The sequence below is a fragment of the Methanohalophilus euhalobius genome (assembly GCF_900215215.1).
Lineage (GTDB): Archaea > Halobacteriota > Methanosarcinia > Methanosarcinales > Methanosarcinaceae > Methanohalophilus > Methanohalophilus euhalobius.
The window spans coordinates 25,055-47,251 of sequence record NZ_OBDR01000005.1; the positions used below are offsets into that span (position 1 = coordinate 25,055).

At 44.3% G+C, this 22,197-nt stretch carries 26 protein-coding genes; 16 read left to right on the top strand and 10 right to left on the bottom strand.

Translation table 11 applies throughout. The features are described from left to right. Positions 1–84: 84 nt before the first annotated feature. The 3 genes from nikR (at position 85) to CP947_RS05920 (ending at position 2,817) form a co-directional block, all read left to right on the top strand. A complete protein-coding gene (gene nikR / locus CP947_RS05910; protein ID WP_096712309.1) occupies positions 85–507 on the top strand; it encodes a nickel-responsive transcriptional regulator NikR in 423 nt (140 codons plus the stop codon). 50 nt (positions 508–557) lie between these two features. Then, a complete protein-coding gene (locus CP947_RS05915) occupies positions 558–1,694 on the top strand; it encodes a UDP-N-acetylglucosamine--N-acetylmuramyl-(pentapeptide) pyrophosphoryl-undecaprenol N-acetylglucosamine transferase (protein ID WP_096712310.1) in 1,137 nt (378 codons plus the stop codon). A 61-nt stretch (positions 1,695–1,755) separates the two neighbouring features. Beyond that, positions 1,756–2,817 carry a lysylphosphatidylglycerol synthase transmembrane domain-containing protein gene (locus CP947_RS05920; RefSeq protein ID WP_243641488.1) on the top strand — a complete coding sequence of 354 codons (1,062 nt, stop codon included), beginning with the start codon at positions 1,756–1,758 and terminating at the stop codon, positions 2,815–2,817. Between the two features lie 5 nt (positions 2,818–2,822). On the opposite strand, the gene CP947_RS05925 is transcribed toward CP947_RS05920, so the two are convergent. Next, the gene (locus CP947_RS05925) at positions 2,823–3,794 is read right to left on the bottom strand and encodes a phosphatase PAP2 family protein (protein WP_172425457.1); all 972 of its coding nucleotides are present in this window, start codon (positions 3,792–3,794) and stop codon (positions 2,823–2,825) included. Between the two features lie 254 nt (positions 3,795–4,048). Between CP947_RS05925 and CP947_RS05930 the strand changes: the two genes are divergently transcribed. Further along, positions 4,049–4,228: an MM0924 family protein gene (locus CP947_RS05930; RefSeq protein ID WP_096712313.1), complete on the top strand. Its 180-nt coding sequence runs from the start codon at positions 4,049–4,051 to the stop codon at positions 4,226–4,228. Positions 4,229–4,384: 156 nt separating this feature from the next. Here CP947_RS05930 and CP947_RS05935 read toward each other — a convergent pair whose 3' ends face one another. Then, positions 4,385–4,588, bottom strand: a complete 204-nt coding sequence (locus CP947_RS05935) for a TRAM domain-containing protein (RefSeq protein ID WP_233564679.1) — start codon at positions 4,586–4,588, stop codon at positions 4,385–4,387. A gap of 176 nt (positions 4,589–4,764) precedes the next feature. Between CP947_RS05935 and CP947_RS05940 the strand changes: the two genes are divergently transcribed. Beyond that, entirely contained in the window at positions 4,765–6,996 is a 2,232-nt protein-coding gene (locus CP947_RS05940) for a CDC48 family AAA ATPase (RefSeq protein WP_096712315.1), read from the top strand. A gap of 16 nt (positions 6,997–7,012) precedes the next feature. Beyond that, a complete protein-coding gene (locus tag CP947_RS05945; RefSeq protein WP_096712316.1) occupies positions 7,013–7,270 on the top strand; it encodes a PRC-barrel domain-containing protein in 258 nt (85 codons plus the stop codon). A gap of 68 nt (positions 7,271–7,338) precedes the next feature. Here the strand turns inward: CP947_RS05945 and CP947_RS05950 are convergent, their stop codons facing one another. The 4 genes from CP947_RS05950 to CP947_RS05965 all read right to left on the bottom strand — a co-directional run bounded on the left by CP947_RS05950 (position 7,339) and on the right by CP947_RS05965 (position 10,933). Continuing rightward, on the bottom strand, positions 7,339–8,019 hold the full coding sequence (locus tag CP947_RS05950) for a phosphoglycolate phosphatase (protein ID WP_096712317.1): 681 nt from the start codon (positions 8,017–8,019) through the stop codon (positions 7,339–7,341). Positions 8,020–8,055: 36 nt separating this feature from the next. Next, a complete protein-coding gene (gene radA / locus CP947_RS05955) occupies positions 8,056–9,033 on the bottom strand; it encodes a DNA repair and recombination protein RadA (RefSeq protein ID WP_096712318.1) in 978 nt (325 codons plus the stop codon). 104 nt (positions 9,034–9,137) lie between these two features. Then, the gene (locus tag CP947_RS05960; RefSeq protein ID WP_096712319.1) at positions 9,138–10,496 is read right to left on the bottom strand and encodes an MATE family efflux transporter; all 1,359 of its coding nucleotides are present in this window, start codon (positions 10,494–10,496) and stop codon (positions 9,138–9,140) included. After that, entirely contained in the window at positions 10,493–10,933 is a 441-nt protein-coding gene (locus CP947_RS05965) for a MarR family winged helix-turn-helix transcriptional regulator (RefSeq protein ID WP_096712320.1), read from the bottom strand. The genes CP947_RS05960 and CP947_RS05965 overlap by 4 nt, the downstream gene beginning before the upstream one ends. Before the next feature lie 92 nt (positions 10,934–11,025). Between CP947_RS05965 and CP947_RS05970 the strand changes: the two genes are divergently transcribed. From CP947_RS05970 to CP947_RS05980, 3 genes are read left to right on the top strand one after another with little or no spacing between them, the layout of a single operon-like run. After that, on the top strand, positions 11,026–11,493 hold the full coding sequence (locus CP947_RS05970; protein ID WP_096712321.1) for a phosphopantetheine adenylyltransferase: 468 nt from the start codon (positions 11,026–11,028) through the stop codon (positions 11,491–11,493). Between the two features lie 24 nt (positions 11,494–11,517). Next, complete coding sequence (locus CP947_RS05975) at positions 11,518–11,847, top strand: hypothetical protein (RefSeq protein WP_096712322.1); 330 nt, start codon at positions 11,518–11,520, stop codon at positions 11,845–11,847. A gap of 1 nt (position 11,848) precedes the next feature. Next, positions 11,849–12,676 (top strand): TIM barrel protein, encoded by an 828-nt coding sequence (locus CP947_RS05980; RefSeq protein WP_096712323.1) that lies wholly within the window; start codon positions 11,849–11,851, stop codon positions 12,674–12,676. Positions 12,677–12,692: 16 nt separating this feature from the next. On the opposite strand, the gene CP947_RS05985 is transcribed toward CP947_RS05980, so the two are convergent. Beyond that, the gene (locus CP947_RS05985; protein ID WP_096712324.1) at positions 12,693–13,268 is read right to left on the bottom strand and encodes a GMP synthase subunit A; all 576 of its coding nucleotides are present in this window, start codon (positions 13,266–13,268) and stop codon (positions 12,693–12,695) included. A 157-nt stretch (positions 13,269–13,425) separates the two neighbouring features. Between CP947_RS05985 and CP947_RS05990 the strand changes: the two genes are divergently transcribed. From CP947_RS05990 to CP947_RS06015, 6 genes are read left to right on the top strand one after another with little or no spacing between them, the layout of a single operon-like run. Continuing rightward, positions 13,426–14,223, top strand: a complete 798-nt coding sequence (locus CP947_RS05990; RefSeq protein WP_096712325.1) for a 2-amino-3,7-dideoxy-D-threo-hept-6-ulosonate synthase — start codon at positions 13,426–13,428, stop codon at positions 14,221–14,223. A 9-nt stretch (positions 14,224–14,232) separates the two neighbouring features. Further along, positions 14,233–15,375: a 3-dehydroquinate synthase II gene (locus tag CP947_RS05995; RefSeq protein ID WP_096712326.1), complete on the top strand. Its 1,143-nt coding sequence runs from the start codon at positions 14,233–14,235 to the stop codon at positions 15,373–15,375. Positions 15,376–15,377: 2 nt separating this feature from the next. Beyond that, positions 15,378–16,073, top strand: coding sequence for a type I 3-dehydroquinate dehydratase (gene aroD, locus CP947_RS06000; RefSeq protein ID WP_165868971.1), 696 nt, complete (start codon positions 15,378–15,380; stop codon positions 16,071–16,073). Continuing rightward, positions 16,070–16,876 carry a shikimate dehydrogenase gene (locus CP947_RS06005; RefSeq protein ID WP_096712328.1) on the top strand — a complete coding sequence of 269 codons (807 nt, stop codon included), beginning with the start codon at positions 16,070–16,072 and terminating at the stop codon, positions 16,874–16,876. The genes aroD and CP947_RS06005 overlap by 4 nt, the downstream gene beginning before the upstream one ends. Beyond that, the gene (locus CP947_RS06010) at positions 16,873–18,180 is read left to right on the top strand and encodes a prephenate dehydrogenase (RefSeq protein ID WP_096712329.1); all 1,308 of its coding nucleotides are present in this window, start codon (positions 16,873–16,875) and stop codon (positions 18,178–18,180) included. Before CP947_RS06005 ends, CP947_RS06010 begins: the two co-directional genes overlap by 4 nt. A gap of 57 nt (positions 18,181–18,237) precedes the next feature. Further along, positions 18,238–18,561, top strand: coding sequence for a hypothetical protein (locus CP947_RS06015; RefSeq protein ID WP_096712330.1), 324 nt, complete (start codon positions 18,238–18,240; stop codon positions 18,559–18,561). Here the strand turns inward: CP947_RS06015 and tpiA are convergent. Continuing rightward, positions 18,558–19,226 carry a triose-phosphate isomerase gene (tpiA, locus tag CP947_RS06020; RefSeq protein ID WP_096712331.1) on the bottom strand — a complete coding sequence of 223 codons (669 nt, stop codon included), beginning with the start codon at positions 19,224–19,226 and terminating at the stop codon, positions 18,558–18,560. The genes CP947_RS06015 and tpiA overlap by 4 nt on opposite strands. 10 nt (positions 19,227–19,236) lie before the next feature. Next, positions 19,237–20,415 (bottom strand): bifunctional 5,6,7,8-tetrahydromethanopterin hydro-lyase/3-hexulose-6-phosphate synthase, encoded by a 1,179-nt coding sequence (locus CP947_RS06025; RefSeq protein WP_096712332.1) that lies wholly within the window; start codon positions 20,413–20,415, stop codon positions 19,237–19,239. Positions 20,416–20,645: 230 nt separating this feature from the next. Here CP947_RS06025 and CP947_RS06030 point away from each other — a divergent pair, with 230 nt between their 5' ends. Further along, a complete protein-coding gene (locus CP947_RS06030; RefSeq protein WP_132130910.1) occupies positions 20,646–21,329 on the top strand; it encodes a hypothetical protein in 684 nt (227 codons plus the stop codon). A gap of 1 nt (position 21,330) precedes the next feature. Here CP947_RS06030 and CP947_RS06035 read toward each other — a convergent pair whose 3' ends face one another. Next, positions 21,331–22,074 carry a ParA family protein gene (locus CP947_RS06035; protein WP_096712334.1) on the bottom strand — a complete coding sequence of 248 codons (744 nt, stop codon included), beginning with the start codon at positions 22,072–22,074 and terminating at the stop codon, positions 21,331–21,333. Between the last annotated feature and the right edge of the window lie 123 nt (positions 22,075–22,197).

A 22,197-nucleotide genomic window follows, 5' to 3' on the forward strand; every position in this document is an offset into this window, starting at 1 on the left:
GTTTACACATGGTATAATATATAGTAATCTAAAGTAACACAAAATATTATTAATACGCAAGACAATTGAAAAGAAGGTGATAACATGGAACAAGAACTTATGCGAATCGGAGTTTCTCTGCCCAATAACCTGCTGGAAAAGTTTGATTCCATTATAGAGCAGCGTGGTTACTCATCCCGGTCTGAAGGAATAAGGGATGCTATTCGAAGTTATATAAATTATCATGAATGGATGGGCGATATCAGTGGCAGGAGAGTTGGTACTATAACCCTGATCTATGATCATACAAAAAGAGGGTTATCCAATGCCATTGCAGACGCACAACATGGCTACACAGACCTTATTAAAACTTCAATCCATATACATCTTGACCCTGAGAACTGTATGGAAATCATAATCTTTGACGGGGACGGGGAGAAAATAAAGAAACTTGATGAAAATCTCATTTCCCTGAAAGGTGTCAAGTATGCCAAACTCAACACAACCCCACCTGCGGAAAAATTGTGAAGAATGACATTAATTGAGCATATATCAGTAAAAAAGATTAATCCATAAATATGTCACTCAAGATACTTATATTCGTTTGTGGAGAGGGGCTTGGTCATACAGGCAGGTGCCTTGCGGCCGGCAGGGAATTATCCAGAGCAGGACATGAGGTGACCTGTGGTGCTTATGGCTATTCCGCACAGTTTCTGGCCGAGCATGGAATGAATGTAAAAGAGATCCCTCCCGAAATTCGACTTGTGGGAGAGAAAGGTTCTCTTAACCTGGGAAAATCCATAAAGGAAAGTATCAAGTTGGGACAGGTACCCGGCCTATTCAATGTTCAAAGGCTTGTTGATGAAGAAAAACCGGATGTAATTCTCTCAGACAGTTATTACCTTGGAACTATAGCAGCCCTGAGGAGAAAGATACCTGTTGCATTGATGGTTAATCAATCCAATATGGAAATATTCTTTCAGGAGAATTATTTGTTCCAGGGCCTGGGGGTAATTGCGAAAGAATTCTACAACGGAATTTTCAAACGCGTGGATAGGACGATCATACCCGATTATCCACAACCAAATACAATCTGTGACCTGAATCTCAACTTTGAAGATGAATCTACCTCTAAAGTGGAATACACGGGCCCTCTGCCCGCCAGAAGTTATGAAGATGTAATAGCACAGGACCTGCCCAGACCTCATGTCCTTTCCCTTATAGGTGGTTTTGGTTACAGGGCACCTATTTTCCGCAGAATAATCGAAGCTGCAAGTATGGACAGCACTATCAACTATACACTACTCTCAGGCCCGGGTCTTGATAAAGAAGAGCTACCCCCCCTTCCTGATAATGCAGAACTTCTACCATTTATTCCCGACCAGTTCCCATATCTTAAAAGCTGCGACCTGGCAATTGCCCCAGGCGGCCATACAACAATGATGGAGGCTCTTTCCTATGGTGTGCCAATATTGTCATTCCCTGACAGGGGGCATAGTGAACAGCAAAATAATGCAGAGGGACTTGAAGCTAAAGGGTGTGGAAAGCAGATGGATTATAAGGCTTCAGCTTCTGAAATACTCGAATCTGTCAGAGAAGCCGTAAACGGCAAGTACAGGGATAAAACCGAACAAATGAAAAAACTTGCCAGAGAAATAAATGGACCTGAAAATTTAAGAAAAATACTTGAAGATCTGGCATACCAAAGATTATAAATGTCTTATATACATCTAGAGAATAGCCTCTGCATGCTGATTCCACAAAATCGTTACCAGCATGGCATCCAGCAAAAAAGATCAGGTGCACAGGATGAATAAGTTCACAAAATGGCTTGCTGTTTCTTCAATAATCAGTATTGTAACAATAATTGGGGTATTCGTTTATACAATCGACCCTAAAACAATGGAGAGTCTGCACAATATCCGCCCCCTTTACCTTGTTGCAGCTGCTGGCATTCATTTACTGGGATTTGCTATGTGGGGAATCCGGACTAAAGTAATGGCTGGAGCCCTGGGATACCACCTTGAAATCAAAAAGGCATTTGAAATTGTTATATCCAGCTCGTTCCTTGCAGCAATGACCCCTTCATCTGTAGGAGGAGAGCCTTTAAGGATACATCTGCTTCAGAGTGACCGAATGCCTGTAGGAAGTGCTACTGCAGTCGTGCTTGGTGAAAGAGTACTGGATGCTATAATAATATTGACAGCTGCACCCTTTGCATTATCCCTCTTTGGAGAAGTACTTGGAGACGGCAAACTTGACAGTTTACTTATGTTTGGTCAATTATTCTTATTTTTCATACTTGCAATACTTCTATATGCAATCTGGAAGCCCCACTACACACGCAGATTTCTCCAGTGGATAATAAATAAGTGTAGCAGACTCTTTGGAGACGATAAAAAACACATATTCTGCAATATATCTGAAAAAGTTGATACCGAACTTGAAGAGTTTCATTACAGTATTTTCTTTTTCCTGAAAGAGGGCAGGCTGGGGTTAATCACAGGAATATTCTGCACATTTGCATTCTGGTTCATTGAATTTTCCATGTTGCCCGTACTTCTCATGGGCCTAAACCAGTACCCTTCAGCAATCATTGTTTATGCAGCCCAGGTTCTACTGATGATTGTGATAATCATACCCACTACACCAGGTTCCAGCGGTGTGGCAGAGATAGGAGCAACCACACTGTTTTCAGTTTTCGTGCCCACTTATATGCTGGGAATCATTGTGGTGGCATGGAGGGCACTGACATTCTATCTGAATCTACTTGTCGGCGGCTTTGTGAGCTTCAAGATACTCAAGGATACCGTTGAAGTCGATGAACTTTTAAAATAATTCTATTATGGAGAAAAACGCTTTCTGAAACGTTTTAACAATGATCCCACACGACCTTTTAGGTTATATTCAGTACCGCAATAATCACATTGCATAACCGAATCAAAATTGATACGCCTGTTACACCCCACGCAGGGCAGTGCCGGACCTTTGAATTTCCAGGCTATCATGGCCACAATCCAGCGATAAATGGCAAAAAATCGCTCACTGTAGTGAAAAGCAATCATACAGCATACAATCGCAAGCAATGTACCTGCTATAAGATCGCTCAGCCAGTGAATCCCCAGATAGAGAATTGTAAAAAGAATTGTTGCTGTGGTAATAACGGCAAAGGCCTGATATCTGCGGGATTTTACATTATGCAGTACCATTATCATAGCCATTACCGAAAGAGCCGCGTGGAGGCTCGGGAAACAATTATTGAGTTCAGGATCCACAATACGCACACCTTCGGCTATGAGAGGGCTCAAATTATAAAGAAGCGGACTGACACCTGAAAGAGTATAACCGGTCACATGAACAGGGAACAGTACGTAGAACGGAAATGCCAGCATATAAATCAGGATGAACGCCACCACAAATTCCTGGATGGCTTTGTGCCTTTGCAGGTAAACCAAAAGCAGGAATGTGAATACCATTAAGAAAGGAAACATTAAAAGATAAAAAAAACCGCTTACATAAGTTAACAGAGGAGTCGCTATTTCCTGGAGCAGGCTTACTACATTACCTTCCAGGATCATGATATAGCGAGCATAATTCTGGTTTGCCGGGATTCCAAGTAATGTGGCAGCAGTTGTTTGCATATGCACAAGTGCAAAAACAATTAGCATGGGGATGGCATAAATAGCAACATCCACCACAAAATGGAAAAATCCTTTCATACTGCTGAATTCAGGACGCCTGTTCTCGACAGGCACAAAAAAAACATACCCAACAGTAACCATAAGAAATAATAATGGAATCATTACGATTGTCATTATATATTGGGATAACCATTGCCCGCTGAAGCTGGATATAATCTCAGAGAGCAAAAGCTGGATGAAAGAATACATATCCGACCTACCGGTTTTCAATATGCTGAGACTTATATATATATTTTAGGTAGCTGATCATAAAGTCCTTATTACAAGTGGTGATGAACAAACAATAATATAGGGAAGAACTAGCCTTTAACCCGCAAAAAATATTAACTTTCAAAACATAGATAAATTGTCAAAGAGGAGGTCAATTCATGCAATCTTTCATAGTGGAACATTACCTTGGAACCGAACTTGATATCTATTGTGGCGAACCGGATACCTTTAAAGGAACCGTTGAGGCATGTGCAGACGGTGTGCTTACAATACGTAAAGACAACAAATACACCCATATAGCCATCGACAAAATCATAGCTATTTGGGAAGAAAAGTGAACTACAAGCAGGCTCATGCCTGTACTTTTTTATGGAATAAAATATGCAACTCTATTGGTTTGCTAAAAAAGGCAAAACACTGAAACATTACTTTGATAAAGACAGGGTAAAAAATAGATGACAGGGATTTACCTGTCGGTTTGAGAAATAGAAATTTCAGACTACTTCTCCAAAAGCGAATTTCGAAAGGACTTTGGTTACTTTTATTGAAAGTTCATCTCCCACTTCTGTTTCGGGTACAAAAATGACAAAACCGTCAACACGGGCAATTCCATCGCCTTTCTTGGCAATATCTTCAATCACAACATCGTAGGTTTCTCCAGCTTCTACCGGAGCACTTGATTCAACACGTTCGAACAAACTAATACACATCCTTATTTAAATTGGCCTTTCTAGAAGGCACAAATTAATAAACACACTTCCCCTATATCAAACCTTTGCAAGAAGGAAAAACAGGGGCAGTACCATAAATATATATCATTTGGGAATTTAATAAGATAGATATATCAGTACAACATATTTTCGGGATGAACTAAATGGAAGAGTTACAAATAAAAGTGGAAAAAGCGCATCCTATCGATTTTGGCAGGGGAATAATACGACTTGATCCGAGTACCCTCCTGAGCCTGCAGCTTTCCCCCGGAGACATTGTCCTCATCGAAGGAAAGCGCCAAACTACAGCAAAAGTATGGCGTGCTGACAGGCAGGATTGGGGACAGGGAATTGCCCGTATAGATGGTTATACACGACAGAATGCAGAAGTGGGGATTGGTGAAAGGATAACACTCAGTAAGGCAGAGCCAATACCTGCGGAGAAAGTACTCCTTGCACCTCCGGAGGGAATCGTCATGGAGTTTGGTGACAATACAAGTGCCGTTATCAAACATAATATCCTGAAACGTCCCCTTGTAAAAGGTGACATTATTCCCATAATCAGTTCCATGGGGCAAACTACCCCGGGTAGTCAGGCCATTCCCCTAATAGCTGTTGAAACCGAGCCATCCGATGGCATACTTATCATCAGTGAAAATACTGAGATCCAGCTCCAGCAGAAACCTGTAGTGGGTTATGAGGGAGCTGCCAGAGGTATCAACTACGAGGATATCGGCGGGCTTAGAACTGAAATTCAACGGGTACGTGAAATGATAGAACTTCCGTTGAAACATCACGAGCTCTTCCTGCGTCTTAATATAGACCCACCAAAAGGTGTTATTCTCTATGGACCACCCGGCACAGGGAAAACCCTGATAGCAAGGGCAGTTGCCAGCGAATCTAATGCCTATTTCATCAACATTGCCGGCCCGGAAATAATGGGAAAATATTACGGGGAAAGTGAGGAAAGACTGCGAAAAATATTTGATGAGGCTGCGGAGAATGCCCCTTCAATAATATTTGTTGACGAAGTAGATTCCATTGCCCCTAAAAGGGAAGACGTTACCGGAGAAGTAGAAAGAAGGGTTGTAGCCCAGCTTCTCACCCTGATGGACGGAATGGATGAACGTAAACAGGTAGTTGTAATTGCAGCCACAAACAGGCTTGATTCTATTGACCCGGCCCTGCGCCGCCCTGGCAGATTTGACAGGGAAATCGAAATAGGTGTTCCGGATAGTGAAGACAGGCTCGAAATACTTCAAATCCACACTCGTGGAATGCCACTTAACGAAAATATCGATGAAGAATATTTTGAACACCTGGCAGAATATACCCAGGGTTTTGTGGGAGCCGATCTATTAGCTCTTGTACAGGAAGCCTCCATGAGGGCACTGAGGAGATTGCTTCCCGACATCAATCTCGATGAAGAGGAAATTCCACAGGAAATACTCGATAAACTGGAAGTCACGCCCGATGACTTCGAGGAAGCCCTGAAGGAAATTGAGCCCTCAGCATTGAGGGAAGTTATGGTCGAAGTACCGTCTGTGGGATGGGATGATGTTGGCGGGCTGGACATGGCCAGAAAAGATATCAGCGAAGCAGTCGAATGGCCGCTTAAATGGCCTGATAAAATAAGCCAGATGGGCATTAAACCTCCCACAGGAATACTATTATATGGCCCTCCCGGAACAGGCAAAACCCTGCTTGCCAAAGCTGTGGCAAACGAATCTAATGCCAATTTCATCAGTGTCAAGGGACCCCAGATATTGTCCAAATATGTCGGGGAATCTGAAAAAGCAATTCGTGATACTTTCAAAAAAGCACGACAGGTTGCACCCTGTATAATCTTCTTTGACGAGATCGATGCTATATCTTCGACAAGACAGGGTGGCAGTGATGTGGGCAGCAGGGTTTCCGAACAGGTTGTCAATCAGATGCTTACAGAGATTGATGGACTTGAACCGCTGAATGAAGTAGTTGTCATTGCAGCCACCAACAGACCGGACCTTATTGATCCGGCATTACTGCGATCAGGAAGATTTGACAGGCTTGTAATGGTAGGAGCCACACTCGCAGATGGCAGGGAAAAAATATTCCAGATACATACAAAGGGCATACCCCTGGATAGCGATGTTGACATAAAGGAACTTGCCACAATAACTGAAGGCTATGTTGGATCAGATATAGAGTCCATATGCAGGGAAGCAGCAATGTTATCCCTGAGAGAAAATTTCGATAATGAAAAGGTAAGCAAAAGACATTTCCTTTCAGCTATGGAAAAAGTAAAGCCAACGGTCAATGAAGACATGATAGACTTCTACAACCGGGTTCAAGAAAAATTAAAGGGCGGATCAATCCGCAAGACAGACGCAGGGTCATTTACGGGATATATTTGAAAAGGAGGTTATGAAAATGCCAAAGGTATTTGCAAAAAACCTATCCAACAAGCAGGTCATGACAACAGACGGAGCAGAAATTGGTATACTCGACAATATAGTAATGGAAGTCAAAACTGGCAAACTTGAAGACCTGATGGTCAAACCTGACATCGGGCTTGACACATCTAAATATGTTACCGACGGCCAGTTTTTGAAGATACCCTTCAAAGCAGTCCGCTCAATCAAGGATTATATTGTTGTGGATAAACAGATAGCCACCAGTCTGGAGTGAACTACCCCTTCCTAATTAATGTGACTTTGTCACATTAATTTGAGGAGGGAGACTTCTCGCTCAATAAGTTAAAAGAAACTTTTTCGACGTAATATCTCAAGAGCCTCCACTGTACCTCCCCCGAAGGATGTGGAGGTCACAGTGTCTGCAATCAATTTAAGGCCGGAGTCTGCATTGGCTACCGCTATTCCGTAACCTGCTAGCTCAAGCATTTCCCGGTCATTTACAGAGTCACCTATTGCAATAAAATCAGAAACATCCAGTCCCATAAGGGATGCCATTTTTGCCAGTCCCGTACCCTTATTGACCTTTTTGCTTTTTATATGCAGGGCAAACTGGGTATCAATAACTTCTATAGAAAAACCTGCCCCTTCAAGACTTGCTTGTAAATCACCTGCATTGACATTGCGCCTCAGGGCAATTTCTGTTTTTCTCAGGTCACCATCAAGTCGAATCAGATCAAAACGACTGGAAAGATAGGAAAACGCTTTTTCACATTCCTCCATGCTCTCGGAAATGTGAGGTTTAGTATCGAATCCTGTGGAAATTACCCCACCGTTTTCAGAAATAACTTTACCTCCAAGTCCTATAAGCTTGGAAGTTGCTGCAGCATAGCAGAGTACATTTCCCGTGGCAAGAACTACTGGAATACCCAGATCCCTCAGATGTTCTGCTGCCAAAAAATGAAGACGGCGATCACTATAGGTGATCGTACCGTCAATATCTATTGCAAGTGCTTTAAATTTCATTATGGACAATAGGCACGTTTGATAAAATAACTATTCTCAGGCATCACAAAGGCCATCGGTGGTAATACATGCAACCGCTTCTCCATCAGGCAGGCAAGGCGAATCCACGAGTTTCACGATCCTTTTATCACCTTTGGATTTGCGTATATAGAGCCTGAATGTGGCAGTATGGCCCAGAATGTGGCCGCCAATCGGACGTGTAGGATCCCCAAAGAATGCATCCGGTTTTGACATTACCTGATTGGTAACTATCACTGATGCGTTGTTCAGGTCCCCGAAACGTTGCAGATCATGCAGATGTTTGTTCAGTTTTTGCTGCCTGTCAGCCAGTGTACCCCTGCCCACATACTCGGCCCTGAAGTGAGCTGTTAAGGAATCCACAATAACCAACCTGACCGGTTTATCCGTATTTTTGAGATTATTGGCCATTTCCATTGCTGCATCGACCAGAAGGATCTGATGATTGGAATTGTAAGCCCTTGCAACATGTATATTCTTCAAGAACTCGGCAGGATCAAAATCCTGTTCTAATTTTTGTGAAAGACCCGCAACCATCTGCTCAATACGTTCAGGACGGAAAGTATTCTCTGTGTCTATAATTATGACTGAACCGTCAAGTCCGCCCATATCCCTTGGCAACTGCGTATTAACCGCCAGTTGATGGGCTATCTGGGTCTTACCCGAACCAAATTCCCCATACATCTCGGTGATTGATTGGGTCTCTATCCCACCACCCATCAATTCATCGAATTCTTCACAACCCGTGCGGAGTTTGCCCACTTCCATACGCCTCTGCATCACGAAATCCCCTGTTTCAAAACCACCTATATCGGCTGCACTGCGGGCAGCACTTATGATCTTGGCAGCTGTGGATTCACCAATCTCGGCAGTTGCCACAAGTTCTGAGGGGGAAGCGACTGCAACTGCTTCCACACTGTTATACCCCGCATCATTCAATTTCTGGGCTGTTGCCGGCCCTACATGATCAAGTTCTTCAAGCAAAATTTCACTCATATCTGATACTCCTTTAGGTGCACTGGTTTTCCCTCTTGTACACTGTACTCATGATGCTATCCTGCTGAACGTATTTATATGTAGTCAAAGCGAATTGAAAGTATTCAGAAACCCGATGATCTCCTTTCAAGTAACCTGTATTCTTTCATGAACATATACACTGCAAGCAGAACTGCCAGAAGATCCGAAATCGGGAATGCCATCCACACACCGGTAGTATCAAAAAACCAGGGCAAAACGAGTACAAGGGGAAGTAAGAACACCTGCCTGGCTGTTGAAAGAATGAAAGATGGCCGTGCCTTACCCAGTGCCTGATACATACCACCACTCACAAACTGGATACCAAGCAGGGGGACAGCAAGGACCATGATCTTCGTAGCACCAGTGCCTTCCTCTATAAGAGTTGCATCTGTTGTGAATATCGAAAAAAGGTTAGCTCCGAGAAAGAACAGCAGTAAAAAAGCTGCTACTGCAATCACAGATGAACTCATTATAGAGATGCGCAACGTTTCTCTTACCCTCTTGAAGTTATGTGCCCCATAATTAAATCCAACTATCGGTTGCATGCCCTGCAGCAGCCCTATCATCGGCATAAGGGAAAACATAAGCATGCGGTTAAAGATACCATAAATTGCAATAGAGACATCCCCACCATACAATGCCAGGATATTATTCACAACAAGCACTATAGCACTAGTGGAAGAATTACGTGCAAAAGGGGATGCTCCGATTGCAACCATTTCGCGGATTATGCCCTTATCCAGTCTCATAAAACCCGCATGGAATTGCAGGCTACTTTTACCCGACAGGAAATAATGTATCAGAAATATTGTTGTGACAGACTGGGAGATGACAGTTGCAGCCGCAGCCCCCTTGATACCCATGTCAAGACCAAATATCAGGATGGGATCAAGTAATATGTTAAAGCCGGCTCCTATAAGCATTGTATACATAGCGACTTTAGCATTGCCTTCAGACCTCACCACATTATTGATAGCCTGGGCAAACGTGATTAAAGGAGTACCATAAAGTATAATTTGTAAATAATCCCTGGCAAAAGGCAATATCGTCGGTGTTGCTCCGAAGGCTTTGAGAATGGGAACAATAAAAATTGAACCGAAGATAAGGACCAGAAACCCCAGCGAAAGAGACAGACCGACAATATTACCAAAGGTATGTTCCGCACCTTCCAGATCATCGCTACCCAGCCGACGGGAAATTATGGAAGAGCCACCCAGACCGATTGCCAGGGAAATAGCCATTGCTATCATCATAACAGGGAAACTGACAGCAATACCACCAATACCCTGGACACTTTCAGAACCAAGAGCACGACCGACGAAAATCGTATCCACTATATTGTACAGCCCCATAACAACCATACCAACTGCGGCCGGTGCAGAGAGCCTGAAAAGGAGTTTGCCAATATTTTCCGAACCAAGAGCAATACTTTGTGCCTTCATTTGCATTCCTCTCTGCAATTGGAAATAGCTTTTTCCATTAATTTCCTGAGTTGTGCCTTTTCCTCAGGGGAAAAGCCTGCAAGCATGCTCTCACTTCTCTGCTTTGAAAGTTGTTGTATAAATTGATGCATACGATGCCCTTTTTCGGTGAGGTTCACTTTCAGTGCACGCCTATCCAGAGGATCAGGGGTTCGGAGGACATAACCTGCATCCTCCAATCTTTGCAAAGCCCTTGTGGTAGTGGCCCTGTTGACCATCAGCAGCCGGGACAAATCGTCAGGACGAATACCTTCAAGATGATACAGAGCAAGCAAAAACCTAAACTGTCCTCCACCAATTCCGTATTTTTCCAGTTCCCTTGATAGATAACGCAGGTTGTGCTGATGGAGACAAGCAACCATTGCACCCAGACTATGTAGATGATCATCTTGATTCATTGGCTGCTATGAGGGAAAAGGGATTATATATTTGTTGCGTATGCAACTAATATTTACAAATATTTATCAACCGGGAAAACCTCACACAAACTATGCCAAAAACTGCTGTGGGAGGCACTTTCGAATACCTCCATGACGGCCATCGTAAACTTCTTCGCAGGGCCTTTGAGATCGCTGCGGGAGATTTACTTGACATCGGTCTCACATCCGACTCGATGGCAGGTGAAAAGGACAGGGACATTCCCCCATATGCCACCCGTCGCAACCAGCTTGAAGATTATATTGCCAGCCTTGATATTCCTGATAAAAATTACCAGATCGAAAAACTGGAAGATCCTTTTGGCACTACCGTCAATGGTGACTACCGGTATATTGTGGTATCCCCGGAAACGTACGCTGTTGCTGAAAAAATAAACAAACTCCGCAGGCAGGATGGAAGAGAGGAACTTGAAATTGTCAAAATTGATTATGTTATGGCAGAGGATGAAGAACCCATATCATCAACCAGGATATCAAAGGGCGAGATTGATATACATGGCCACCTGAGAGGAAAGTTTTAAAGGAAAAATCTCTTATTTTCCTGCATGGGACGAGAATTTACAGACAGAGACATGAACATTTTTAACAAACTTGCCCCCGAAGCCGGCGGAAACAATATTTCACAGATGGGACATCCCTATCCATTTATTCTCAGGCCGATTTCCCATCGTTTTGCCGAATCAGGAGAAGATTTCCGCAATCGTCTGGAAAAACTGGACCGCACAGATGTGGAATACCTGGCAGACCTTGCAATTGAAGGAAAAGAGGATGTCAGGGGACTGGAAGATGAGGACATGGATTCTTTTTTCAGCGTCCTTGAAGGAATTTCACCCGAAAAGCTGGAAGAACTCAAGGATAAGTTGGGGATGATCTGAATTGGCCCTTCTTATTGGAACCGCCGGCACACCCCTTAGTGCAAAAGGCAAGGGAAGTCAAGGAGGCATCCGACGGGTAAAGAAACTTGGCCTGGGTTGCATGGAACTGGAATTTGTGCGAGGAGTGCGGATGAAAGAGCCTACTGCAGAAAAAATCGCAGATACAGCCCACAAAGCAGAGATTTCCCTGAGTGTACATGCGCCCTACTACATAAACCTGAATTCAAAAGAAGAGGAAAAAATCCAGGCCAGCATCAAACGCATCTATGATTCTGCCTATATAGGCAATATCTGTGGAGCCAACTCAATAGTTTTCCATCCGGCCTACTACCATAAACAAAATGAGAACACCGTTTTTTCAAAAGTGGAGACTCTGCTGGAAAAACTTGCAGGCCAACTTGAAGATGAGGGAATCAATGCGACCCTGCGCCCGGAAACCACGGGTAAACCCAGCCAGTTTGGCAATCTGGAAGAAACCCTCGCTCTTTCAGCAGATATTGAAGGCGTCATGCCATGCATCGATTTTGCCCATTTACACGCCCGTTCAAAAGGTGAGGAAAACAGTTATGCAGAATTCAGTGCAGTGCTGGAAAAGGTCGAGGAATACCTGGGCAAGGAAGGCCTGAAAAATATGCACATGCATATTTCAGGAATCGAGTATACCGACAAAGGAGAAAAAAACCATCTTGTGCTCGAGGAATCAGACCTGAATTATTCAGAACTCATGCAAACATTGAAGGACTTCGGGGTACAGGGGCTTGTTATATGTGAGAGTCCAAATCTGGAAGAGGATGCCCTGCTGCTACAGAAGACTTATGAAAATAAGTAAAGACCTGGCGGGACCTTTACTTATTATAATTTGCACAGACCTCGAAGAAATTCCTGAATAATTCCTCGCCTTTGTCCGTATGTGCAACCTCAGGGTGCCACTGGACACCGTATAGCGGTTTGTCTGGATGTTTCATAGCTTCGATTGCGCATATCTCAGAGCGGGCAAGTTTCACAAAACCCGGCGGTAGTTCTGTAACCTCATCCCCATGTGAAGCCCAGGTAGAAATACGGGGACCGAGCCTTTTTAGAATATCATCCTCCTCCACAACCTCTACATCCACGGCAGCATATCCTCCATGGCTGCCGGCTCCTGTGGACCCGCCGTAGGCATGTGCGATAAGCTGGTGACCCAGGCATATACCAAGAATAGGAATATCCAGTTCTTTTGCGTATTCTTCACATAGACCTCCTCTTTCCAGAGAAGGACCGCCACTAAAGATCAATCCATCCGGTTTTTCAGCAATGACCTCCTCAACCGGAGTTGTGTTGGGAACAATACTTGTATCCATATCAAGATCCCTTACGGTCCTGTGAATAAGGTGACAGAATTGTCCGTGATTATTGATCACAAGGATTCTCAACTCTTCCATATCTGCCAGAAGGAGAACTGCATATATAAGCTTATTCCGGCAAAATGTTAACTTTTTTTGTATACGCAAACCCTTATAGAAAAGAAAAAGGGAAAATTATAAATAGAGTTGGGTGATACCATGTCACATGCTAACACGATACTTGCGGAGAGGTAATATGCCAGAAATAGGAAAACAAATTCGAATAGAAAGGATCATGGACAGAGACAGCAGAAATATGGTTATCATACCTATGGACCACGGAATTACAGATGGACCAATAGAGGGATTGATCAACATAGCAGATTCCATAAATAGCGTTGCTGAAGGAGGAGCCAATGCAGTACTTATGCAAAAAGGCATGATCCTGCACGGTCATAGAGGATATGGCCATGATGTAGGACTGATACTCCATATGAGTGCATCAACTTCACTGGGACCCGATCCCAATGACAAAGTGCTGGTCTGTACTGTAGAGGAAGCATCCCGCATGGGAGCAGATGCCGTATCCGTACACATCAACGTGGGATCGGAAACCGAATCCGAACAACTTAAGATACTGGGTCACATAGGTAGACAGTGTGACTATTGGGGCATACCCCTGATTGCGATGATGTACCCCCGGGGCAGAAAAGTCACAAACCCGAGGGATCCACAGATGGTAGCCCACGCTGCTCGCGTAGGAGCTGAACTTGGAGCTGACGTGATTAAGACCGTCTACACCGGAGATATTGAAAGCTTCTCCAGGGTCGTAGAAGGCTGCCCTGTACCCGTAGTAATTGCAGGGGGACCAAAGACCAATACTGACAGGGAATTCCTGGAAATGATTCGTGAAGCAATGGATGCAGGTGCTCGCGGTGTTGCTATTGGCAGAAATGTGTTCCAGCACCCAAGCCCCACCCGGATGACCCGGGCGATCACAGAGATCGCACACAAGAATAAAACCGTGGATGAAGCCCTCAAGCAACTTCAGTGAGGATACAAAATGAAAAAGCAGGTATGGATACGTGCCGACGAAGGCGACTGGGAAGAGAAGAAGGAGCGTATAACAGGCGGCCTGGAATCAGGTGCCGACTGTGTTCTGGTAGAGGCAGAGGATGTAGATAAAGCAAAAGAACTCGGAGACATCAAAATTGCTGCATTTACCGATAATGCGGATACTGCCGCAGACATAATAGTTATCGGTCGCGGTGGAGAAGGCGACGGGACACTTCCATTACCTGTGGACATGAACGACTCCCGGGATTTTGAACAGCTGGCAACATTGAGACGCCAGAAAAAGAGTATCGCTGCCCTGGTGGTAATCCAGAACAAGAAATATGAGAAATTTGCCGCTGCAATAGGAACTGAATGTGATTACCTGATCGCTATCGGTACAGACTGGAAAGTCATCCCTCTGGAAAACCTCATAGCACAACTCCAGGAAAAAGAAGTGAGTATAATATCCGGTGTCAGAGACGCCGATGAGGTTAAACTTGCCCTGGAGACCATGGAGCATGGGTCAGATGGCGTCCTGCTGGATACCGCAAATCCCGATACCCTGAAGGAAACCGTAAAACTTGCAGAAGAAGCAGGAGTAGAGGGAATTGATCTTGTACCTGCCACCATCACCAAAATAGAGCCTGTCGGAATGGGTGACAGGGTTTGCGTGGATACCTGTAACCTGATGGAAAGAGGGGAAGGTATGCTTGTGGGCTCCCAATCCTCCGGAATGTTCCTTGTACATTCTGAATCCGAAGAAAGCCCCTATGTAGCATCCAGGCCATTCAGGGTAAATGCCGGAGCAGTTCATGCTTATGTTAAGATCGGGGATAAAACAAGATACCTGTCCGAGCTGGAAGCAGGAGATGAAGTAACGATTGTCAATTCAGAAGGCCAGCAACGTAAGGGAATTGTGGGCAGGGTTAAGATCGAACGCCGCCCCCTGATGCTTGTGGAAGCCCAATCCAAAGACGGCAATACAGTGAAAAATATCCTCCAGAATGCAGAAACAATAAAACTGGTTTCAAGCAATGGAAAACCGGTATCCATAGCCTCTCTGAAGGAAGGGGACGAGGTCCTGGTGCATATGGAAGATACTGGCAGGCATTTCGGGATGAAAGTCCAGGAAACAATCATAGAGAAATGAACATGACAGATTTTGTCCCCGACAAAGATGTAAAAATTGTCGCATCCATTGACAGCGACCCTCTTTTACAGGCACGCATCGCCAAAGTGCTTGGTGCGGATATTCTGGAAATCAGGCTGGATTTGCTTGAACAAAAAGAGGCTGTGCAGGCAAAGAAATTGTTCGACTTGCTGGATTCACAGGGTGAATTACCTCGTATTGCAACCAATCGTGCACATTCAGAAGGCGGCAACTGGCAGGGACCAGAAGAGCAAAGAATGACCCTGCTGGAAGATTTGACTCCTTACGTGGATATGATCGATATCGAACGCAAAAGTACCGATTGCCTTCGAAACCGTATGGTAGAGGAGGCAAAATCACAGGGAACAAAGGTAATTATGTCCTCCCATTTCTTTGAGACCACACCTCCTCTAAAAGAGATGGTTGCTATTCTCAACGAATGCACGGATAAGGGAGCCGATATAGCCAAACTCGCCGTCATGCCTCAAAAACCCGAAGATATACTGGAACTTTTCCATGCTGCATTGCAGGCAAGGGGAGAAGTTTGTGTTATTGCTATGGGGGATTTGGGACGTCACAGCAGGGTTATTGCCTGCAGATACGGTTCATTACTGACCTACGGCTGCGTGGAAAAACCGGTCGCTCCGGGACAGATCAGAATAGACCAGCTTAAAAGGGCCCTGGAGACTATCGTATGAAAAAGGTATTCGGTGTACAGGGAGACCCTATCGAACATTCCCTCTCCCCGGCAATGCACAATGCAGCGTTCAGGAAACTGAAAATGGATTGTGAATACCATGCATTCAGGGTAATGAAAAAAAATCTCAAAGACGCCATTCAGGGAGCACAGGCAATGGGTTTTGGCGGCCTCAATATCACTGTGCCCCATAAAGAAAAAGCATTAGAATTTACAAACCCTGATACACTGGCCCGCAGGATAGGGGCTGTCAATACTGTATCCTTCAATGATGGGATACGTGGCCACAACACAGATGGGCTGGGAGCTGAATTGGCTCTGCGGGAAGCAGGAGTGGGAATAAAATCCTCTAACGTCGTTCTTGTCGGTGCCGGGGGTGCCGCCCGTGCAATTGCCTTTCATTTCGCAGAAAAGGGAGCTTGTGTAACAATTGCAAACCGTACCCCTGAAAAGGCAGAAGTCCTTGCAGAGGATGTCGGTTGTAGTCATGCAGGAATAGAGGACCTAAAAGGACTGTTGCAAGACAGTGACATACTGATCAATGCCACGTCCGTGGGAATGCATCCACATATTGATGCAACCATTGCCAATCGGGATATCCTGCATCCGGATCTGGCTGTTTTTGACATAGTTTATAATCCCCTGCAAACAAAACTGCTGCATCAAGCAGAACTTGCAGGCGCCAAACCTATCAACGGGGTTGCAATGCTTGTCCACCAGGGTGCCGAAGCTTTTAGGATATGGACCGGCCAAAAACCACCGGTGGAAGTCATGCGCAAGGCCGTACTGGAGGGCCTGGATTGAAAATACTCATTATCGGTGGTACGGGGGAAATGGGTCAGTGGTTTGCAACCTTTTTCAAAAAACGTGGTTATGAAGTATGGATAAGTGGCCGCAGTGGAAAAGCGGAAGTTGCCGAAAGACTGGATGTGCATTTTACAGCTGAGCCTGAGATTGTGATCCCGATATGTGACATTGTGATAATTTCAGTACCAATCAACATAACACCTACCATTATAGCACAGACTGCCTCTAAAATGAAAAAGGGGAGTTTGCTCATGGACCTGACATCATTGAAGAAAAAACCTGTTGAGGCCATGAAAAAATACGTTCCTGAAAATGTAGAATTTCTGGGGACCCATCCAATGTTTGGTCCTTCTATTCCCTCCCTGCAGGGCCAGACCTTTATACTCACCCCCGTAGAAGGCAGGTGTGATCAGTGGTTTGACCATATATTCAACCTCTTAAGTGAAGAAGAGGCGAATATAGAAATCATAACTCCCGATGAACATGACCATTTTGTATCCATTGTGCAGGGACTCACCCATTTTGCCTATATTACCATTGGCGCAACCATGCAGACGCTGGATTTTGATGTGAAAGGTTCCCGGCGTTTTATGAGTCCGGTATATGATATAATGCTGGATTTTGTGGGACGCATTCTGGGGCAAAACCCCGAACTTTATGCCCTCATCCAGATGGAGAATCCTGAAGTTATCCACGTACATGACGTGTTTATAGATCAATGCAGACATTTTTCTTCAATGGTACGTTCCCATGACACAGGACAATTCTGTGAAGAAATGAAAGCTGCAGCCCTACATTTTGGCGACACGGCCTCTGCTTTACGTCGCTCGGACAAACTCATCAACAGCAAGGTAGCCGAATTCGAGGAACTCGTACACTCCACAGGTCAAGAGAGGGGACTTTTGCACATATATTCCAGAAATATACATGTTGGAATTATTAAAAAGGTTACTTCGCATAATGTAACCCTTGAAGAAGGGAAAAGGGAACTGCAACTTAAAATAGGTAACATAAGGATCCTGTCAGCAGATGAATTGAATCACTGGAAAGAGAATAAACTCAAACCAACTCTGCGCGACATCTCTGTTTTCATTCCCAGTTCTGCCAGACCTTTTACGATACAACAAATCCTGGATTGTCACATAGATGGGGTAAAAGTCGAAACAATCGATACGTATCTCCACAAAATGGGTCCTAGTGCAACCTTCCGTTTGAACATACGCGGCGATCTGGATGCCTGCGAAATACAAAGGGATATGGAAGAATTATTGGAAGGTATGGGATGTAGCCTGCGCAATTAAAGCAATTATTTATGCCAGCAGCCACATATCCAATCGAAGATATAGCAGGGTGATAGGTTGAAAAAACAAACACAAAAAAGCGGAGTGAAAGCTGCTTTCGGCAAAGATATTACCGAATATCTCAGGTTTTACAAAATGGGACTGATCCTGATATCAGGACTTGGCATATATCTGGGACTCCTGGGATTATACCTGATAATTGTTGATAATAACTATATTCCAGGCATTGCCCTCTTTATTGCAGCCCTGCTCATATCCCCGCCACCTATCGGGATATCAAATATGATTATCAGGCATTTCAACATAGAACTTTCAATGGGATTAAAATTAGGAATCGCCACCTTGCTTATGTTTATTGCATGGTGGCAACTGGGTTTTTAAAGCTGGCTGACAAGATCTTCAAGGGCTGATCTGGGATCTTCTGCCTTTACTATACCTGATGCAAGCAAAACGCCTACAGAACCAAGATCCATTGCGGCGGTGAGGTCTTCTCCCCGGGAAATACCCGCCCCACACAAAATCTGAACATCAGGATTTATTCTTTTTACAGCCTCAACCGACCCCCTCACTACCTCCGGATCAGCCTGGGAGACCGGTACACCCGTGCCAATGAGCTCGGGAGGTTCCACTGCAACATATTCCGGATTCAAAGCTGCGGCTGCTGCTGTTGTGGGAATGTTATTGGTGCACACAATCGTGGTAATGCCTTCTGCCCGGGCTGCACGTACCGATGCTTCAATATCCGCCAGTTTGAGCCTGCGTTCGGAATGATTGATAAGACAACCCACCGCCCCTGCCTGTTGTACACAGGAGGCCATTACATGGCCGGTATTGCTACCCGGGGAAACACCATCCACATGCTGGGCATAGACAGGTATATCCACCTGAGAAGAAACCCTGTAGATGTCACAAAGCTGGGGAGCAACCCCAATGGTCACTCCCGCATCTGCGGCTACATCCCTGCAGGCAGCAGCAATTTTTACTGCTGCCTCACCTGTACTCTGTGAATAGGTTTTGAAGTTCACAACTATAAGGGGCGAGTCCATGGGAATCTCCTCAGAAATCAGTCATTACTCTGAACTGGTCTATCTCGGGTTTGTTCAGGCCTTCGACGAACTGTTCTGCAGACTGGCGTATTTCCCTGGAATTTGTAATTGCACGTCCGACAACAAGGATATCGGCTCCTGCCTTGAGAGCATCAGGTATCGTATGCACACGTACACCACCGGCAACTGCCACAAGGATCTTCGGGGACAGTTCCTTGATAGCCTCAATACTACCCCAGGCATAAGCGGTATCCTCTACATCTATGGCGCGGTGAAGTTCCACAACATCAGGAAGCTCATCGAGTTTTTCCAGTACATCCATAGGATCAGGATGATTGAGTGTGTCCATTACAGCATAAATACCTGTCTTGTGGGCCTCTGAGATTGCCTTTTCAAGAGTTGGCACCGGTGCAAGGGCGGAAACCACAATTGCATCAGCTGTGGCATCTGCCACCATACGTGCCTCAAGGTTACCGGTATCCAGTGTTTTCAGGTCAGCCACGATGAAAGCATCAGGTTTGACTTCACGCAGTTTGGTGATTACATCCACACCGTAACGTTTTATCAGAGGAGTGCCTGCTTCAAGGATGAGGTGGTCACTCTTGGGCAGCTGTCTTACAACATTGAGCACTGCTTCCAGGTTTGGATTATCCAGTGCTACCTGCAGGTATGGAGGGTCCCATAGTCTGGAAACTTTGAATCCCATAACTGCATGGGAACCTTTGTCTTTTTCATCCAGTACAGTGTCTATGGCAGGGAAATTCTCCATTGCTCTTTTCAGTGCAAGTTTGGTCGCACCGTAATTATACCTGTAGATGCGGTTGTAATCCAGAGCCTGAGGGTGTATGAATACGCTGGCCACGATCACAAGATCGTCAGCTTTTTCTTTGGGTACAATTCCTTCTTCCACGGCATCTGCAACCGCTTTTGAAACAGCTGCCTGTGCAGGACCAAATATCTGGGATGCCTGGTCCATATTCTTTACCGTTACCTTGGGAACGATGAGTGCGGAAGGTTTTGTGGGTAGGTTCGGCCTGATCACAGAAAGCAGGGGAGTATGTCCTGCGGATAACTGAGTCATACCGGTAGCAAAGGCCTGCCCAACAGGTCCTTCCTTATCACCGATCATAAGATCAATATGTGCGAGTTCGGGTTCCTCGCCAATAAGTGCTTCTCCAATTAACATCATGCTCGATCAGCTGCTAGATTGGAATGAACGTATATATGATTTCTGATGAAATGAACTCGAACCGTATATACATAATTATTTATTTTTTGTGCAACTGATAGTGATATGTGCTGCAGAAAACCTATTCCATGATATCGGGCGACAAAAAAATAAGAAAATTGCATCTGTTAGTCGCTTTTGTTGCAACATATTTTGCCATCTGGTTTCCTGACATACAGGGAGTTTTAGGAATGGAGAATGTGAAAATTAGTTCCACACTGATTTTCGGCACACTGAACGGACTGCTTCTTGGCCCGGTATATGGAGCCATTGTATCCCTTGCAGCTATTTCAGTCCACCGTATAGTGCATGTTGATATGTTGCTCAATAACCCATTTTATCTCATAAGCCCGCTATTTATTGCAAGTGCCTCCCTTGTAGCTGGATTGGCAATAACAGGGAAGAAAAAGAGAGCAATCATTCTCCCATGCCTATTAATCGCCATCTGGTTCGCAACAGGAGTGGGAAGAGAGGTTTTTTATTATCCCTGGTTACATGTATTATCTATTGTATTTTTCCTTACTTTTACCAGAATAGAAAACAAAATATCCTTTTTTTCCAAAAACAAAGGATATCTATACCTTTTTGCATGTTCACTACTTGCCGTCTCCACAGACCATCTTGCAGGAAGCCTGTCAGCACTCTTTATTTCCGACTTTGGAAGCAGTATGTATAAAGATGTAATATTTATTTACCCTCTTGAAAGGATATTAATTGCGATTATATCAGCACTCATATTCTACGCTTTTATCGTATGGATAAACCTGCTGAAAGCAAATGCCAGTATGCTGAACGAAAAAGAAGAACACAATGTCAAAGATGTAATGGATTATATCAATCGCGAAGTAAAAGACATAATTGAAAAAGAAAAATGAATTAATAATCGATACTATTCTTCAACCTATCCATAGCACTGGAAAAGGGATGGGAAGATTGTTCGACAGTAAATATTTTGGATAGGCCATGCGCGGACACCTCACACATGCATGGAATCGAAGTAAGTACAGGCACTCCATATTTTTCACCCATTTGCAATGATTGTTCATCAAGACACATGTTTTCCACAATCCCACATTTTTTGCCCAGAGGGGTATAGATTCCATCAATTGCCTGCTTTATATTTGTGAGACAGTACTCATTGGGTTTTACTACCATCAGGACATAATCACTGCTTGCCACAACATTGGCCGATGTGAAATCCACACCGGGACTTGTATCCATAATCACAACGTCAAAACCTTCCTTTTGAAGATTTTTTTTAGATTGAATCAATGCTTTGAGGGCATCTGATTGCCATTTCCTGTCCTTTGAAGAAAATTCCCTGATAGCAGAAATTTCAGGATTGGAGTAACCTACATAGAAACGAGCCTCTGAAGCAATGCTTTTTGAACCATCCACTATTACTTGACGTATGTTTTTTTTGTAATCAAAAATATCATTTATCCACTCACTCGAGGGAGGGAACATGCCATTAAATGTGCTGGGAGATTTCAGGTCCATGTCAAGCAAACATACATCCTTACCTTCTTTTGCATAAGCACATGCAAGATTGATGGCAACACTTGTTTTTCCCGTACCCCCACGTGGAGAGTGGACTGCAATTGTAAACGTATCTTTCATTTGATTTGCCCACAGATTAATTGCTTAATTAAATAAACCACCATCAATAATAAATTCGTAACAATGACACCAATTCTTGATGGAAATATCTTTTGTTTTTAAATATAGAGACCCATTCTTCAG

Bases quoted from the DNA above. Each gene is read 5' to 3' on its own strand.
- CP947_RS06025 (WP_096712332.1), bottom strand. From the start codon at position 20,415: ATGATGTTAATTGGAGAAGCACTTATTGGCGAGGAACCCGAACTCGCA.
- nikR (WP_096712309.1), top strand. From the start codon at position 85: ATGGAACAAGAACTTATGCGAATCGGAGTTTCTCTGCCCAATAACCTG.
- CP947_RS06035 (WP_096712334.1), bottom strand. From the start codon at position 22,074: ATGAAAGATACGTTTACAATTGCAGTCCACTCTCCACGTGGGGGTACG.
- CP947_RS05945 (WP_096712316.1), top strand. From the start codon at position 7,013: ATGCCAAAGGTATTTGCAAAAAACCTATCCAACAAGCAGGTCATGACA.
- CP947_RS05915 (WP_096712310.1), top strand. From the start codon at position 558: ATGTCACTCAAGATACTTATATTCGTTTGTGGAGAGGGGCTTGGTCAT.
- radA (WP_096712318.1), bottom strand. From the start codon at position 9,033: ATGAGTGAAATTTTGCTTGAAGAACTTGATCATGTAGGGCCGGCAACA.
- CP947_RS05925 (WP_172425457.1), bottom strand. From the start codon at position 3,794: ATGACAATCGTAATGATTCCATTATTATTTCTTATGGTTACTGTTGGG.
- CP947_RS06005 (WP_096712328.1), top strand. From the start codon at position 16,070: ATGAAAAAGGTATTCGGTGTACAGGGAGACCCTATCGAACATTCCCTC.
- CP947_RS05975 (WP_096712322.1), top strand. From the start codon at position 11,518: ATGGGACGAGAATTTACAGACAGAGACATGAACATTTTTAACAAACTT.
- CP947_RS05920 (WP_243641488.1), top strand. From the start codon at position 1,756: ATGGCATCCAGCAAAAAAGATCAGGTGCACAGGATGAATAAGTTCACA.
- CP947_RS05960 (WP_096712319.1), bottom strand. From the start codon at position 10,496: ATGAAGGCACAAAGTATTGCTCTTGGTTCGGAAAATATTGGCAAACTC.
- tpiA (WP_096712331.1), bottom strand. From the start codon at position 19,226: ATGGACTCGCCCCTTATAGTTGTGAACTTCAAAACCTATTCACAGAGT.
- CP947_RS05930 (WP_096712313.1), top strand. From the start codon at position 4,049: ATGCAATCTTTCATAGTGGAACATTACCTTGGAACCGAACTTGATATC.
- aroD (WP_165868971.1), top strand. From the start codon at position 15,378: ATGACAGATTTTGTCCCCGACAAAGATGTAAAAATTGTCGCATCCATT.
- CP947_RS05970 (WP_096712321.1), top strand. From the start codon at position 11,026: ATGCCAAAAACTGCTGTGGGAGGCACTTTCGAATACCTCCATGACGGC.
- CP947_RS05985 (WP_096712324.1), bottom strand. From the start codon at position 13,268: ATGGAAGAGTTGAGAATCCTTGTGATCAATAATCACGGACAATTCTGT.
- CP947_RS05950 (WP_096712317.1), bottom strand. From the start codon at position 8,019: ATGAAATTTAAAGCACTTGCAATAGATATTGACGGTACGATCACCTAT.
- CP947_RS05990 (WP_096712325.1), top strand. From the start codon at position 13,426: ATGCCAGAAATAGGAAAACAAATTCGAATAGAAAGGATCATGGACAGA.
- CP947_RS05995 (WP_096712326.1), top strand. From the start codon at position 14,233: ATGAAAAAGCAGGTATGGATACGTGCCGACGAAGGCGACTGGGAAGAG.
- CP947_RS06030 (WP_132130910.1), top strand. From the start codon at position 20,646: ATGGAGAATGTGAAAATTAGTTCCACACTGATTTTCGGCACACTGAAC.
- CP947_RS05940 (WP_096712315.1), top strand. From the start codon at position 4,765: ATGGAAGAGTTACAAATAAAAGTGGAAAAAGCGCATCCTATCGATTTT.
- CP947_RS05965 (WP_096712320.1), bottom strand. From the start codon at position 10,933: ATGAATCAAGATGATCATCTACATAGTCTGGGTGCAATGGTTGCTTGT.